Source organism: Streptococcus sp. KCJ4932 (assembly GCF_004352745.1).
Taxonomy (GTDB): domain Bacteria; phylum Bacillota; class Bacilli; order Lactobacillales; family Streptococcaceae; genus Streptococcus; species Streptococcus ruminicola.
Genome location: NZ_SJWW01000009.1, coordinates 18,556 through 33,771 on the forward strand (window position 1 = coordinate 18,556; position 15,216 = coordinate 33,771).

Consider the following 15,216-nt stretch of genomic DNA (forward strand, 5'->3'; position numbering starts at 1 on the left):
TTCTGATTTTTGACATTTTGTTTACAGTTCCTGTTTTACAAGATTTCATTAGCATAATATAATGAAGGTATGGAAAATAAAAAATTAAGTATTGTGCTAGATCAGGCAGTTGTCGATCAGTTAAATCTGAGTAAAGGGCAGCAATTAAAAGCTGAATTATACAATGATAAATTGGTTCTTCAAAAAGAGGGAAAACCAAAACAAGGACGTTTATCAAGCTGGGTTTTAATTTTATCAACTGTCATTTTATGTGTCTTATTTTATGCAGTGAGTTCTATTGAGAAGATGGATCAGATTTTGTTGGTTGGAGATTATTCTATTATTACCTTCTTGATTGGTTTTGGTGGGATACTTGGAATGACCATTTTTACAACAACGCTCATTCGCAACCGGACAGTCTTTCTTGGTGGCATCAAAGCGCGAGTTTTTTGGCGCATGCTTCCTGTTATTGTTGCCTCGTTTGCGGTGATTTTACTGTTAGCTCTTCTCGGCTTTGGTTGGCTGCTGGAGCAGATTTTCACGGGTGCTTCTTTTGACAAGTTAACTTCGAGTTTGATTTTAGGTGCATCAATCTATGCGGTCAGTCTTTTTTGGGGGCAAATAGCAGAGATGATTAGGGCGACTTGGTTGACAACCGTTTTTACAGTGATTATGGTCAGTGGTGTCTTTGTCGCAATGGCGACGAATCGATCTTTGCAGTGGTGGCATTTCAACTTAAGCTTTTTGGGAACACAAGCTGCTAAGGAAAGTTGGCAATTTAATCTGACTTTGATTTTGTCAGCCTTGGTTTTGGTTGCTTTGGTGGATTACTTGTTTGTCGCTTTAGGTGAAAAATATGGTAAAAACTGGAAATTAAGAGCTATACGTATCATGTTGACCATCTTAGGGATTGATTTGGGAGCAGTTGGCTTTTTCCCGAATGACGCTAGCTCACATCTCTTGCATACCAGAGTAGCAGGGTATCTGGTTTTGATTATCATTGCCTTAATTATCAGTGTTAAATGGCTTTTGCCAGAAGTAACGCGAGATTTCTTGATTATGTCTTATGCTATTGGTGGCATGTTGGTTGGATTAGAAATCGCCTTTCAGGGTATTCATTACTTATCTTTAACAGCTTTTGAATTGAGTGCCTTCTTACTTGCTTTTGCTTGGTTGATTCGATTAATCACCCATTTAGAAGGACTCTTATCCCCTGAAACAAAAGAAATCACTTTAACCCTTGAATAGATTCTAAATCTCTGAGTTTGACTTAGCGTTCTTGCTAGGAAAAACTTAGAGATTTTTTAATTAAATCAACAAAATAATGAAAAATGTTGAATTTTTAGAAAATTCATAAAAAACACTTGACAAGTCAAAATCAGGTGTTTATAATGGTAACCAATCAGAAAGTAGCAAGGATTTGCTTACAGGGAGCTCGTGGTTACTGTGAACGAGTAGCAGGTGGTTGTGAAATTGGGCTGATGGTATATTGTTGAAGATAAGAAATATTTTTCAGGTAGGCACCCCTTATCGTGCAGCTCCTTGTTAGAGGAGATAGAGATGGCGGATTATAGTATTTCCGTTAAGTTGAGGTGGCACCGCGCTATACATTAGACGTCCTCGCACAGAAGTTTTTTCTGTGTGAGGTTTTTTGTTTAGTGAATTAAGTGGAAGTGAAAAAGATTTCAAGATACAAGTGAGATAAACACTAGTTGTCAGTGGTAAGTCTCAGGGTAGGCACTCCTTATCGTGCAGCTCCTTGTTAGAGGAGATAGAGATGACGGAGTATATATATCCGTTAAATTGAGGTGGCACCGCGCTATCATTAGACGCCCTCACACAGAAGGTTTTTTCTGTGTGGGGATTTTTTGTTTAAAAAGGGAGGAAATCATGAAAAGAAGAGATAAAGGCTGGCAAATCAGCGACTAGAATTTACAAAAAATACAATTAAAATTTCATGTAGAGAGGACATGACATGCGAAAAATTCTAACTGCTGATACCTTAACACCTATTCTTGCTTATATGCGAGTTCAGGGCGAGCATAAGGTTATTCTTGAATCAATTCCACGAGAAAAAGAGAACGCTCGTTTTTCAATTGTGGCTTACAACCCGGTCTTTGAAATCAAATATGAAAATGGTCAACTGACAGAAAATGGTCAAGTTATTGCTGGTGACCCGCTTGACTACCTCAATCAAGTAACAGTCAAAGGAGCTAGTAGTGATTTGCCATTTGGTGGCGGCGCAATTGGTTTTGTCGGTTATGACATGATTGGGCTTTATGAAAATATTGGTGAGATTCCAGAAGATACTATTGGAACGCCGGATATGCATTTCTTTGTTTACGAGTCTTATCTAATTTTTGACCACAAGACTGAAAAAGTCTACGTGGTGGAAGATAATATTTACAGCAAACGTGATAACGATGCAACGCGCCAAGCACTTGGCAAGGTTGTCAAAGATTTACAAACCCAAGCACCGAATGAATTTAGTCCACAAAATCTTCATCCTTTGACTTTTGTTAATCATATTGAAAAGTCTGCTTTTGAAGAGATGGTAGCCAGAGCTAAGAAGTTGATTCGTCAAGGAGATATGTTCCAATGTGTGCTGAGCCAACGTTTCTCAAGTCCATTTGATGGAGACCCGCTTGATTATTATCGTAATTTGCGTGTGACTAATCCATCAAATTATCTTTATTTCTATGATTTTGGTGACTATCAGATTATTGGCGCAAGTCCAGAAAGTCTGGTTTCTGTGAAAAATGGTGAAGTAACCACTAATCCAATTGCAGGGACTCGTCCAAGAGGTGCCGATGATACTGAGGATGCTGCGCTAGCTAAAGACTTGCAAGCTGATATTAAAGAAACAGCTGAGCATCGCATGCTAGTTGACCTTGGTCGAAATGATATTGGAAGAATTTCCCAAAATGGTACGGTCAAGGTAACTAAGTACATGGAAGTAGAGTATTTCCGTTATGTCATGCACTTAACCAGTGTGGTTAAAGGGCAACTGTTACCAGGTGTTCAAAGTATTGATGCCTTAAAAACAACATTGCCAGCTGGTACCGTATCAGGGGCACCGAAAATTCGTGCCATGAAGCGCATCTATGAATTGGAAGAAGAAAAGCGTGGCGTTTATGCGGGAGCGATTGGTTATCTTTCAGCAACTGGTGATATGGATTTTGCCATTGCTATTCGAACAATGATTCTTAAAAATCAAAAAGCATATGTTCAAGCAGGCGCAGGAATTGTTTATGACAGCGTTCCAGAAAATGAATTTTACGAAACCATCAATAAGGCCAAAGCCATGACACGAATAGGGGATAGCAAATGATTTTATTAATTGATAATTACGATTCTTTTACCTATAACCTAGCACAGTACCTTGGGACATTTGCAGAGGTAAAAGTTCTACGAAATGATGATGACACACTTGAAAAAACTGCTCAAGAAGCAGATGCCATTGTTCTATCACCTGGTCCAGGTTGGCCTGCAGATGCTGGAAAGATGGAAGATATGATTCAAGCTTTTGCGGGTCAAAAGCCAATGTTAGGCATTTGTCTTGGGCATCAAGCTATTGCAGAGAGCTTTGGTGGCAAACTTGGTTTAGCTAAAAATGTTATGCACGGCAAGCAAAGTGATATTGATGTTCTCAGCCAATCACCTATTTTTGCTGGGCTTGCTAAAAATATGCCAATTATGCGTTATCACTCAATTGTGGTGACAGACATGCCAGATGATTTTGAGGTAACCGCCAAAACGACTGATGATCAAGAAATCATGGCTATCCAGCATAAACAGTTACCGATTTATGGCCTTCAATTTCACCCAGAAAGTATTGGGTCACCAGATGGGCTTAAAATGATTGAAAACTTTGTACGATTAGTTGTTGAAAAGTAAAGCGAGGGATGGACAATGAAAGAACTCTTTAACCAAATTGCAAATAAGGAAGATTTATCAGAAGAACAAGTTGAAAGTTTATTTGATAGTATCTTAAATAACTCGATTTCAGAAAGTGAGATTGCTGCCTTTTTGATGGGACTCAAAGTGAAAGGTGAAACACCTTCTGAGATTACTGGTATTGTACGAGCTCTTAAGAGTCACGCTGTCGATTTACCACAGGATTTTGGGGATGCTATGTGTAACTGCGGAACAGGTGGTGACCAGTCTTATAGCTTTAACATTTCAACAACAGCTTGCTTTATTTTAGCAGCAGGTGGTATTCGTATTGCCAAAGGTGGTAATCGTTCGGTGTCATCAAAATCAGGTTCTGCTGATGTTCTTGAAGCTTTAGGGATCAATATTGCTGCTTCACCAGCAACATTATCAAAAGCTCTTGATGAAGTTGGACTCGCTTTTATCTTTGCGCAAACCATGCATCCAGCTATGCGTTTTATTGGTCCCGCACGTAAAACACTTGGGATTCCAACTATTATGAATATCGTTGGTCCTTTGGCAAATCCGCTTGACCTTGAAACGCAGTTGATGGGCTTGTATCGGGCAGACCTCCAAGAAACAGCAGCACAAGTGATGCAAAAACTTGGTCGTAAACGTGCCATTATTGTCACAGGTCCAAATAACATGGATGAAGCAGCTCTTTACGGCAAAAATACTTATACATTGTTAGAAGACGGTCAAATCACTCAACACAGCTTTACTTACAAAGACCTTGGCATGCCAAGAGTTGAGTTAGATGACATTGTTGGCGGAGATGCTAAGCAAAATGCAGATATTTTAGTCAGCGTTCTTGAAAATCAGGCTAGCCCATATCTTGAAACAACCGTGCTAAATGCTGGTCTTGGCTTTTATGCTAACGGTAAAGTTGAGAGTCTAGCAGAAGGGATTGACCTTGCTCGTCAATTAATCGCGGATGGTTCTGCTCTTGCTAAACTTCACCAATTGCAAGAGGTACAAGTATGAGTAAAGAATTTTTACCAACCATTTTAAAGCAAAAAGAAAAAGAAGTTGCCTCTCTAAAACTTGAGCCACTGCAACCTCTTCGTGAGACCTATAAGCTCTACGATTACCTTAAAAATAATGCGAATAAGCTGCAAATTATCACTGAGGTAAAAAAAGCCAGTCCCAGTCTTGGTGACATTAACCTCGAAGTTGATATTGTTAAGCAAGTCAAAATTTACCAAGATAGCGGTGCTGTGATGATTTCTGTTTTGACAGACCCTTTCTTTTTCAAGGGGGACATTGATTATCTTCGTCAGATTTCAAATCAAGTAAAAATTCCAACCTTGGCAAAAGATTTTATCATCGATGAAAAACAGATTATTCGTAGTCGAAATGCAGGAGCAACTGTTATTTTACTGATTGTGGCAGCTCTTTCTGAGACGCGTTTGAAAGAACTTTATGACTTTGCAACAGGATTAGGACTAGAAGTTCTGCTTGAAACGCATAACTTAGCAGAGTTGGAAGTGGCTCATCGCATTGGAGCTAAGATTATCGGAGTTAACAATCGTAACTTGGTGACCTTTGAAACGGATATCAATACAAGCTTGGAGCTATCAACATATTTTAAAGAAGATCCAGTTTATATTTCAGAGTCAGCTATTTTTACTAAAGAAGATGCTAGCCTTGTTGCTCCATTTTTCAATGGGATTTTAGTAGGAACAGCACTTATGAAAGCTGATAATGTTGCTGAAAAAGTGAAGGAGTTGCAAGTTGACAAAGGTTAAAATTTGCGGACTTTCAACCAAAGAAGCTGTTGAACAAGCGGTTAAAAGCGGAGCTGATTATATTGGTTTCGTCTTTGCCAAAAGTAAACGTCAAGTCGGCATAAAACAAGCTAGCCATTTAGCTCAGTTGATTCCAGAAACTGTCCAAAAAGTGGGTGTTTTTGTAAGTCCGACCCTCTTGGAGCTTCAAGAAGCCATAACCAAAGTGCCTCTTGATTTGGTGCAAATTCATGGTGAGTTTGCTGATGAGGACTTTGAAAAAATTGGAGTTCCAAGTATTCGTGCCATTCCTGTCCAAAAAACACTGGAAGAAATTCACACTAAAGCGGATTTTCTATTATTTGACGCCCCCCTAGCTGGTTCCGGAAAGACATTTGATTGGGAGCTGCTAAAGGATAAAAAAATAGCGAAGCCATATTTTTTAGCAGGTGGATTGAGTGTCGATAATGTCGGACAAGCTATAACTTTCTTTCGACCCTACGCTGTTGATGTTTCTTCTGGTGTTGAGACGGATGGTAAAAAAGATTTATTGAAGATTATGAGATTTATAGAAAGTGTGAAAAAATGAGCTATAACCAACCAGATATTAATGGATTTTATGGAAAATTCGGTGGACAGTTTGTCCCTGAAACGCTGATGACAGCCGTTATCGAACTTGATAAAGCTTACCGCGAAGCAAAAGCTGACCCAAGTTTTCAAGCTGAACTTGATGAACTACTTAAAAACTATGTTGGACGTGAAACACCGCTTTATTACGCAGAACGTTTAACCAAACATATTGGTGGCGCTAAAATTTATCTCAAACGTGAAGACCTTAACCATACAGGGGCACACAAAATTAATAATGCTCTTGGTCAAGTTCTTTTGGCTAAACGTATGGGGAAAAAGAAAATCATTGCTGAAACTGGTGCTGGTCAACACGGTGTGGCAACAGCTACAGCAGCTGCACTTTTTGACATGGAATGTACTATTTACATGGGTGAAGAAGATGTCAAACGTCAAGCCCTCAATGTTTTTCGTATGGAGCTGCTCGGTGCTAAAGTACACGCTGTCACAGATGGTTCACGTGTTTTGAAAGACGCTGTTAATGCAGCTCTTCGCGCGTGGGTAGCTAATATTGAAGATACACACTATATCATGGGCTCAGCACTTGGTCCTGCACCTTTCCCAGAAATTGTACGTGATTTCCAATCAGTAATCGGTAAAGAAGCTAAGAAACAATATGCTGAGATTTCAGGCGGAAAATTGCCAGATGCTGTTCTAGCTTGTATCGGTGGTGGCTCAAATGCAATCGGACTTTTCTATCCATTTGTTGAAGATGAATCTGTTGCCCTTTATGGTGCTGAAGCTGCAGGACATGGTCTTGATACTGAAGAGCACGCAGCAACTTTTGCCAAAGGTCGTCCAGGCATTTTGCATGGAGCTTTGATGAATGTTCTCCAAGACCGTCACGGACAAATCATGGAAGCTTTCTCAATTTCAGCAGGTCTTGATTATCCTGGGGTTGGTCCTGAACACTGTCACTTCCAAGATATCGGTCGTGCAACCTATGATTCAATTACGGATGAAGAAGCACTTGAAGCATTTATGCTTTTGTCACGACTTGAAGGGATTATCCCAGCGCTTGAATCAAGTCACGCTGTTGCGCTTACCCAAAAAGTTGCTAAGGAGCTTGGGCCAGACAAATCAATTATCGTTTGTCTATCAGGACGCGGAGATAAGGATGTTGTTCAAGTAAAAGAACGTTTGGAAGCAGAAGGGAAGTAAACGATGACTAAGACACTTACAAAACATCTTCAAGAGATTAAAGCTAGCGGCAAAGGAATTTTTGTTCCTTACATTATGGCAGGTGACCATGATAAAGGTCTTGATGGCTTATTTGAGACGATTGATTTATTGGAAAATAGTGGAGCTTCTGCCATTGAAGTAGGGATTCCATGGTCTGATCCCGTCGCTGATGGCCCAGTTATTGAATTAGCTGGTCAACGAAGTCTTGCTAAAGGCGTTAATTTGACTGCGATTGTTGAAAAATTACAAGAACAAACAGTCGAAGTGCCTTTGGTCATTATGACTTACATCAATCCTGTTTACCAATACGGCATTGAAAAATTTGTTAAAGATTTGGCCAATACCTCTGTTAAAGGTTTGATTATTCCTGACTTGCCACATGAGCATGAAAATCTTATCAAGCCATACCTTGATAATACAGATATTGCCCTTGTTCCACTGGTTAGCTTGACTACTGGCATCGAACGCCAAAAGACTTTGTGTCAAAATGCTGAAGGTTTCATCTATGCGGTTGCTATCAACGGTGTTACAGGAAAAACTGGTAATTACCGAGATGATTTGGACAAACATTTGGCAAATCTTGAAGCTGTTGCTGACATTCCAGTATTAACAGGATTTGGAGTGTCAACAAAAGCTGATATCGAGCGTTTTAATAAGGTGTCAGATGGCGTCATTGTCGGAACTAAAATTGTTCGAGATTTACACGAAGGTAAAGCAGATGACGTCGCAGCATTTGTAACATATGGCTCAAATTATCAAAAATAAAAGAAAACCACTCGATTGAGTGGTTTTTATGATATTTAAAACAAATCAATAATTAATTTTAAGTTTAAGACAGTTAAAATGATTGCTACTAAGTAGCCTAAAATAGAATTCCATTTGCTATTGACGAAGTCTCCCATAATCTTGCGATTTGATGTGAAATACACCAAAGGGAAAATAGAGAAAGGAAGTGCAAGAGATAGGAAGACTTGCGAGTAAACAATTAATTGATCAAGGACACTTTCTTGACTACCGTAGAGCACAGCCACAATCATAACGGGAGCTAGTGCAGCCAAACGTGTGACAAGTCTGATAAGCCATTGTGGTAAGCGTAATTTTAAGAAACCTTCCATAACGATTTGCCCCGTTAGGGTTCCTGTGATGGTAGAATTCTGCCCGCTAGCTAATAAGGCGACAGCAAATAAGGTTGATAAAGCAGCGCTAGCAACTGTACCTGCAATATTTGAATCTTGAAGAGCTTCATACATTTGTGAAAAAGCGTTGATTTCATTTGCGTGCCCATAAAAGAGTGATGCTCCTAAGATAAGAAGAAGTGAGTTCACCACAAAAGCAACTGTTAGTTGAATATTAGAATCCCAAGTCATAAAACGAACCGCTTGTTTAATAGAAGATTGACTGGAATAATCAACTTTACGTGTTTGTGAAATGGATGAGTGAAGATAGAGATTATGTGGCATTACGGTTGCACCAATAATCCCTAAAGCAAGTGTCAATTTACTATTAACACCACTTTGATGCAAATCTATGATAGACGGCTGAGGAATATAGCCATGTAAAATACCTGAGAAACTTGGTTTTGATAACAAGACTAGATATAAGAAGATAATCAAAATCGTTGCAATCAAGGTTGAAACCAAAGCTTCAATTTTACGAAAGCCAAGCTTCATCAAGGATAAGAGAATAAAAACATCTAAGATAGTTATTAAAATGGAAAATAGCAACGGCCATCCAAATAGTAAATGGAGCGCAATCCCAGAGCCGATAACTTCTGCTAAGTCTGTTGCCATCAAGGCTAATTCAATGACAATGAATAAAAGAATACGTAGTTTTTTAGGTAAATGAGCAGCAGTCGCCTGAGCTAAATCCTTTCTTGTAACAATTCCTAATTTTCCCGCCATCTGCTGTAACTGCATCGCAATCAGAGATGATATCAGTATAACTGATAAAAGGAGATATTTATAAGTAGCCCCACCGACAACACTAGTAATCCAGTTACCAGGGTCCATGTAACCAACAGCTACTAAAGCTCCTGGTCCAATAAAGGCTCGAAGTGTTTGCCAAAATGAGGCATTTTTTGGAACCGCAATACTTTGATTGACCTCACTAAGTGATTTTTGAGAAGTAACAGTAGTTTCCAAAGGCAGCCCTCTTTTCTAAAACTCTTATTCAAGGCCTATTATAGCAGAAGAATTTTAAAAATAAAGTATTTTTAACTATATTTAATAAAAAAATTAAGTGCGCTTAAAAATCATAAGTAAAAGATAGCCTAAAAATAGAAAAGGAACAAAGGGAATGCGTTTATTTTTATAAAAAAGACAATACAAAATTCCTATTAAAGAACCCAGTTCAACAATCCACAAAATGCTCTCCAAATCAAGAAAAAGACTCAAACTGGCTAGGTAGAAAAAATCACCGCTACCGATTTTTATGTCAAATAGCTCAGCTATGATGCCAAGTAACAGAAGAATAATGCTTACCGTATTAAGAGGAAGAAAAAGGAGTAAAGAAGCACTGGGTAGTAACCAGATTAATAGAGGAAAGGATTGGTGTTTTAAATCATATAGACTAAGCGTCATGCTAAAAAAGAAAATAAAGAGAGTAGCCGGTCTAATAACTTCGTGGTAGCAAAGAGCAGTTGCAAGTCCGCAGACAAATTCAAAAATGCCATACCATAAAGGAATTTTACTTTTGCAAAAATGGCAGCGAGAATGGTTAAAAATCTGAGAAAGAACTGGAATCATGTCCAGCGGTCTCAGTTGTTTACCACAGGTATTACAATGACTAGCAGGAAATAAAATAGATTCCTTCGGAAAACGATCAACAACTAATCCGATAAATGAAGCAAGCGATGCTCCAAGAAAAAAGAATAACAAAGTGTCCATACCTTATTATTCGAAAAAAATTTTTAAAATTTGTGAGCATATTATTTGCTACTTATTTAGAATTATTCTAAAATAGAACCATAAAGAAAAGGAAATATTTCCTAAAACCATTGATTTTATTTTTTAGAGGAGGTCGCTTATGACTCAAACAATGACTGAAACTATTTACGCATCTGTAACACATAACATTTCACAAAATACAAAAAATGCTAAAACAAAGGCTGTGCTTAATCAAGCAGTAGCAGACCTATCAAAGGCTGCTTCAATCGTTCACCAAATCCACTGGTACATGCGTGGTGCTGGATTCTTCTACCTTCACCCAAAAATGGATGAATTGATGGATGGACTTAACGCTAACTTGGATGAAATCAGCGAACGTTTGATTACAATCGGAGGCGCACCATTCTCTACACTTAAAGAATTCGATGAAAACTCTAAATTAGAAGAAACTGCTGGTTCATTTGATAAGACAATGGACGAAAATCTTGCTCGTTTGGTTGAAGTTTACACTTACCTTACAGCTCTTTACCAAGTTGGTCTTGATGTGACTGACGAAGAGGGAGATGCCCCATCAAATGACATCTTCACAGCAGCAAAATCTGATGCTGAAAAAACAATTTGGATGCTCCAAGCCGAACGCGGACAAGCTCCAGGACTTAAATAATTAAGAAAAAACGTGATAGTGGGCCGAAAGGTCCACTATTTTTTCATGAAAACAAGTGAAAACGTAAAAATAAAGAAAACGATTGCATATCCTATTGAAAAAGAGTCTTATTTTTGATAAAATGCTTTGTATGAAAACTTTATTTGACGTGCAGCAACTGTTGAAACGGTTCGGCATTTTTGTCTATATCGGTAAACGTCTTTATGATATAGAAGTCATGAAACTTGAACTTGAGAAATTGTATGAAAATGGGTTGATTGACAAGGCTGACTACCTGAATGCAGAATTAATTTTGCGTCGCGAGCACCGTTTAGAAATGGAGAAAGAAAATAATGACTAAAAAACTTTTAGGGATTGACCTAGGTGGAACAACGATTAAATTCGGTATCCTAACTCTTGAAGGTGAAGTTCAAGAAAAATGGGCAATCGATACAAATACACTTGAAGATGGAAAACACATCGTTCCTGATATTGTTGAATCAATCAAACACCGTTTGAACCTTTACGGTTTGACAAAAGATGATTTTGCAGGTATCGGTATGGGTTCACCAGGTGCTGTTGACCGCGAAAATAAAACTGTTACAGGTGCCTTCAACTTGAACTGGGCTCACACTGAAGAAGTTGGTTCAGTTATCGAACGCGAACTTGGTATTCCATTTGCTATCGATAACGATGCTAACGTAGCTGCTCTTGGTGAACGCTGGACAGGTGCTGGTGCTAACAACCCTGATGTTGTTTTCGTAACACTTGGAACTGGTGTTGGTGGTGGTGTTATCGCTGATGGTAACCTTATCCACGGTGTTGCTGGTGCTGGTGGAGAAATTGGTCACATGAACGTTGAACCAGTTGATGGTTTCGAATGTACATGTGGTAACAAAGGATGTCTTGAAACAGTTGCTTCAGCAACAGGTGTTGTTCGTGTAGCTCGTCACTTGGCAGAAGAATACGAAGGTGATTCAAAAATCAAGGCTGCTATCGACAATGGTGATGTGGTAACAAGTAAAGATATTTTCGTAGCTGCTGAAGCTGGTGACCACTTTGCTGACTCAGTTGTTGAAAAAGTTGGTTTCTACCTTGGACAAGCAACTGCTAACATTGCAAACATCTTGAACCCAGACTCAGTTGTTATCGGTGGTGGTGTATCAGCTGCAGGTGAATTCTTGCGTAGCCGTGTTGAAAAATACTTCGTTACTTACGCATTCCCACAAGTTCGTAAAACAACTAAAGTGAAAATCGCTGAACTTGGTAACGATGCTGGTATCATCGGTGCTGCAAGTCTTGCAAGCCAATTTGTAGATTAAGAGGCAAAAAATGAACTGGATGATTTTTCTAATTGCTTTAGTCGTTATCATTGGCTGGTTTGCATGGACATACATTAGTGTTCGTCGTTCAGCTAAATTCATTGATAATGCAGAATTTGAAAGTATGATTCACACAAGTCAATTGATTGATGTTCGTGAAGCAGCTGCTTTCAAAACAAAACACATTATGGGAGCACGTAATCTCCCAGCTAGCCAAATTCAATTGTCTTACTCAGCTATTCGTAAAGACAAACCAGTTCTTTTATATGACAGCAGTAGAAGTGCTGCCCTTCCACGTGTTATCAAAACATTGAAAAAAGCTGGTTACACAAATCTTTACGTCCTCAAAGACGGCTTTGATTACTGGACTGGTAAAATTAAAGAAGGTTAATAAAAAAGAAAGTCTTTCTGACTTTCTTTTTTGGTTTCCAAAAAAGAACATTTATGAGCTTTTGATGAATATTTAATAGTAAAATCTATTTCTGAAAACATTTACACAGCTTTTAACGATGTTTTTTCAGGTGAAATATGATATAATTCAAAAGTTAGAATAAATTAAAAATAAATCGAGGAATCATGACTAAATTAAGAGAAGATATTCGTAACGTGGCGATTATTGCCCACGTTGACCACGGGAAAACAACCCTTGTTGATGAATTGTTGAAACAATCACACACACTTGATGAACGTAAAGAATTGCAAGAACGTGCAATGGACTCAAACGATCTTGAAAAAGAACGCGGAATCACAATCCTTGCTAAAAACACTGCAGTTGCTTACAACGGTGTTCGTATCAACATCATGGACACACCAGGACACGCGGACTTCGGTGGAGAAGTTGAACGTATCATGAAAATGGTTGATGGTGTTGTTCTTGTTGTCGATGCTTACGAAGGTACTATGCCTCAAACACGTTTCGTGTTGAAAAAAGCTCTTGAACAAAACTTAACACCAATCGTTGTTGTTAACAAAATTGATAAACCATCAGCTCGTCCAGCAGAAGTTGTTGACGAAGTTCTTGAACTCTTCATCGAACTTGGTGCAGATGATGATCAATTAGAATTCCCAGTTGTTTACGCATCAGCTATCAACGGTACTTCATCACTTTCTGATGATCCAGCTGATCAAGAACACACAATGGCTCCAGTCTTTGATACAATCATTGACCACATTCCAGCTCCAGTTGACAACTCAGAAGAACCACTTCAATTCCAAGTGTCACTTCTTGATTACAACGATTTCGTTGGACGTATCGGTATCGGACGTATCTTCCGCGGTACTGTTAAAGTTGGTGACCAAGTTACTCTTTCTAAACTTGATGGCTCAACTAAAAACTTCCGTGTTACGAAATTGTTTGGTTTCTTCGGACTTGAACGTCGTGAAATCCAAGAAGCTAAAGCTGGTGATTTGATTGCTATCTCAGGTATGGAAGATATCTTCGTTGGTGAAACAATCACTCCAACTGATTGCGTTGAACCACTTCCAATCCTTCACATTGACGAACCAACTCTTCAAATGACATTCTTGGCAAATAACTCACCATTTGCAGGTCGTGAAGGTAAATTCGTAACATCTCGTAAAGTTGAAGAACGTTTGCTTGCTGAATTGCAAACTGACGTATCACTTCGTGTTGATCCAACTGATTCTCCAGATAAATGGACTGTATCAGGTCGTGGTGAGTTGCACTTGTCAATCCTTATCGAAACAATGCGTCGTGAAGGATACGAACTTCAAGTATCACGTCCAGAAGTTATCATCAAAGAAATCGATGGCGTAAAATGCGAACCATTCGAACGTGTTCAAATCGATACACCAGAAGAATACCAAGGTTCAGTTATCCAATCATTGTCAGAACGTAAAGGTGAAATGATTGACATGCAATCAACTGGTAACGGTCAAACACGTCTTGTCTTCTTGGCACCAGCTCGTGGACTTATCGGTTACCCAACTGAGTTCCTTTCAATGACTCACGGTTACGGTATCATGAACCACACATTCGACCAATACATGCCAGTTATCAACGCTGAAATCGGTGGACGTCGTCGCGGTGCTCTTGTATCTATCGATACTGGTAAAGCAACAACATACTCAATTATGTCTGTTGAAGAACGCGGAACAATCTTCGTTAACCCAGGTACTGAGGTATACGAAGGTATGATCATCGGTGAAAACTCACGTGAAAACGACTTGACAGTTAACATCACTAAAGCTAAACAAATGACAAACGTTCGTTCAGCTACGAAAGACCAAACTGCTGTTATCAAAACTCCACGTATCTTGACTCTTGAAGAATCACTTGAATTCTTGAACGATGACGAATACATGGAAGTTACACCAGAATCAATCCGTTTGCGTAAACAAATTCTTGATAAAAACTTGCGCGCTAAAGCAGCTAAAAAGAAAAAATCAGCTGAAGAGTAAAATAGTCTGCTAGACTATTTTAGTTCCAAACTTAAAATAAACTCGGAAAACAATACACATAAATTTGAATTGTAGGAAGGAATCATGAAATGTTTTATTTAATTATTGCAATCTTAATTATTTCATACTATATTTTCATGGCTCCTAAAACAATTCGTAATACTCTTGGGATGATTGGTTTTGTTGGCTTAGTTGCAATGCTACTTGTTTTAGCAGTAATGAGCTTTGTTAAAATCATGCAATCACCACCAGAAATTTTTCTTGCACTTGCTATGGTTGCCTTGGGATTTTTCGCGCTAAGGGATGTCTATCGCTTACCTGTTAAGAAAAATGAAAATGAGCAATATAGCGAAAGAGGCTGAGTATTTACTCAGCTTTTTTTGTCATAAACACTCTATCAGACATTGCGACACTAAGATTGTCTTAAATGCCGTAGAATGATTGAAAAACGCCTTAAATAAAGGTAGAATATTATTATATTTGCAATGTTAGAATGG

General features: G+C 38.7%; 16 protein-coding genes. 14 read left to right on the plus strand and 2 right to left on the minus strand.

Features of this window, described 5'->3' with window-relative positions:
* Nucleotides 1-69 precede the first annotated feature (69 nt).
* The 8 genes from E0E02_RS05085 to trpA all read left to right on the plus strand — a co-directional run bounded on the left by E0E02_RS05085 (nt 70) and on the right by trpA (nt 8,213).
* Nucleotides 70-1,227 (plus strand): permease, encoded by a 1,158-nt coding sequence (locus E0E02_RS05085; protein WP_074481841.1) that lies wholly within the window; start codon nt 70-72, stop codon nt 1,225-1,227.
* Nucleotides 1,228-1,954: 727 nt separating this feature from the next.
* Nucleotides 1,955-3,310, plus strand: a complete 1,356-nt coding sequence (gene trpE / locus E0E02_RS05090; protein ID WP_133018025.1) for an anthranilate synthase component I — start codon at nt 1,955-1,957, stop codon at nt 3,308-3,310.
* Nucleotides 3,307-3,876 carry an aminodeoxychorismate/anthranilate synthase component II gene (locus E0E02_RS05095; RefSeq protein WP_133018026.1) on the plus strand — a complete coding sequence of 190 codons (570 nt, stop codon included), beginning with the start codon at nt 3,307-3,309 and terminating at the stop codon, nt 3,874-3,876. Before trpE ends, E0E02_RS05095 begins: the two co-directional genes overlap by 4 nt.
* Before the next feature lie 15 nt (nt 3,877-3,891).
* Nucleotides 3,892-4,896 (plus strand): anthranilate phosphoribosyltransferase, encoded by a 1,005-nt coding sequence (trpD, locus tag E0E02_RS05100; RefSeq protein ID WP_133018027.1) that lies wholly within the window; start codon nt 3,892-3,894, stop codon nt 4,894-4,896.
* On the plus strand, nt 4,893-5,660 hold the full coding sequence (trpC, locus tag E0E02_RS05105) for an indole-3-glycerol phosphate synthase TrpC (protein ID WP_133018028.1): 768 nt from the start codon (nt 4,893-4,895) through the stop codon (nt 5,658-5,660). The genes trpD and trpC overlap by 4 nt, the downstream gene beginning before the upstream one ends.
* Nucleotides 5,647-6,228 (plus strand): phosphoribosylanthranilate isomerase, encoded by a 582-nt coding sequence (locus E0E02_RS05110; RefSeq protein ID WP_133018029.1) that lies wholly within the window; start codon nt 5,647-5,649, stop codon nt 6,226-6,228. The genes trpC and E0E02_RS05110 overlap by 14 nt, the downstream gene beginning before the upstream one ends.
* Nucleotides 6,225-7,427: a tryptophan synthase subunit beta gene (gene trpB / locus E0E02_RS05115; RefSeq protein ID WP_074563251.1), complete on the plus strand. Its 1,203-nt coding sequence runs from the start codon at nt 6,225-6,227 to the stop codon at nt 7,425-7,427. Before E0E02_RS05110 ends, trpB begins: the two co-directional genes overlap by 4 nt.
* A 3-nt stretch (nt 7,428-7,430) precedes the next feature.
* Nucleotides 7,431-8,213, plus strand: a complete 783-nt coding sequence (gene trpA / locus E0E02_RS05120; protein WP_133018030.1) for a tryptophan synthase subunit alpha — start codon at nt 7,431-7,433, stop codon at nt 8,211-8,213.
* A 35-nt stretch (nt 8,214-8,248) separates the two neighbouring features.
* On the opposite strand, the gene E0E02_RS05125 is transcribed toward trpA, so the two are convergent.
* Both E0E02_RS05125 and E0E02_RS05130 read right to left on the minus strand, forming a co-directional pair.
* On the minus strand, nt 8,249-9,589 hold the full coding sequence (locus tag E0E02_RS05125; protein WP_133018031.1) for an Nramp family divalent metal transporter: 1,341 nt from the start codon (nt 9,587-9,589) through the stop codon (nt 8,249-8,251).
* A 93-nt stretch (nt 9,590-9,682) separates the two neighbouring features.
* Nucleotides 9,683-10,333, minus strand: a complete 651-nt coding sequence (locus tag E0E02_RS05130; RefSeq protein ID WP_133018032.1) for an A24 family peptidase — start codon at nt 10,331-10,333, stop codon at nt 9,683-9,685.
* Nucleotides 10,334-10,472: 139 nt separating this feature from the next.
* Between E0E02_RS05130 and E0E02_RS05135 the strand changes: the two genes are divergently transcribed.
* The 6 genes from E0E02_RS05135 (at nt 10,473) to E0E02_RS05160 (ending at nt 15,081) form a co-directional block, all read left to right on the plus strand.
* Entirely contained in the window at nt 10,473-10,997 is a 525-nt protein-coding gene (locus E0E02_RS05135) for a Dps family protein (RefSeq protein ID WP_074559453.1), read from the plus strand.
* Between the two features lie 130 nt (nt 10,998-11,127).
* Nucleotides 11,128-11,337, plus strand: a complete 210-nt coding sequence (locus tag E0E02_RS05140) for a YqgQ family protein (RefSeq protein ID WP_006531568.1) — start codon at nt 11,128-11,130, stop codon at nt 11,335-11,337.
* Nucleotides 11,330-12,298 (plus strand): ROK family glucokinase, encoded by a 969-nt coding sequence (locus tag E0E02_RS05145; RefSeq protein ID WP_039697292.1) that lies wholly within the window; start codon nt 11,330-11,332, stop codon nt 12,296-12,298. Before E0E02_RS05140 ends, E0E02_RS05145 begins: the two co-directional genes overlap by 8 nt.
* 10 nt (nt 12,299-12,308) lie before the next feature.
* Nucleotides 12,309-12,689 (plus strand): rhodanese-like domain-containing protein, encoded by a 381-nt coding sequence (locus tag E0E02_RS05150; RefSeq protein WP_039697291.1) that lies wholly within the window; start codon nt 12,309-12,311, stop codon nt 12,687-12,689.
* Between the two features lie 185 nt (nt 12,690-12,874).
* Entirely contained in the window at nt 12,875-14,719 is a 1,845-nt protein-coding gene (typA, locus tag E0E02_RS05155; protein ID WP_074559456.1) for a translational GTPase TypA, read from the plus strand.
* An 89-nt stretch (nt 14,720-14,808) separates the two neighbouring features.
* Nucleotides 14,809-15,081: a DUF3165 family protein gene (locus tag E0E02_RS05160; protein ID WP_039697289.1), complete on the plus strand. Its 273-nt coding sequence runs from the start codon at nt 14,809-14,811 to the stop codon at nt 15,079-15,081.
* Nucleotides 15,082-15,216: the final 135 nt, after the last annotated feature.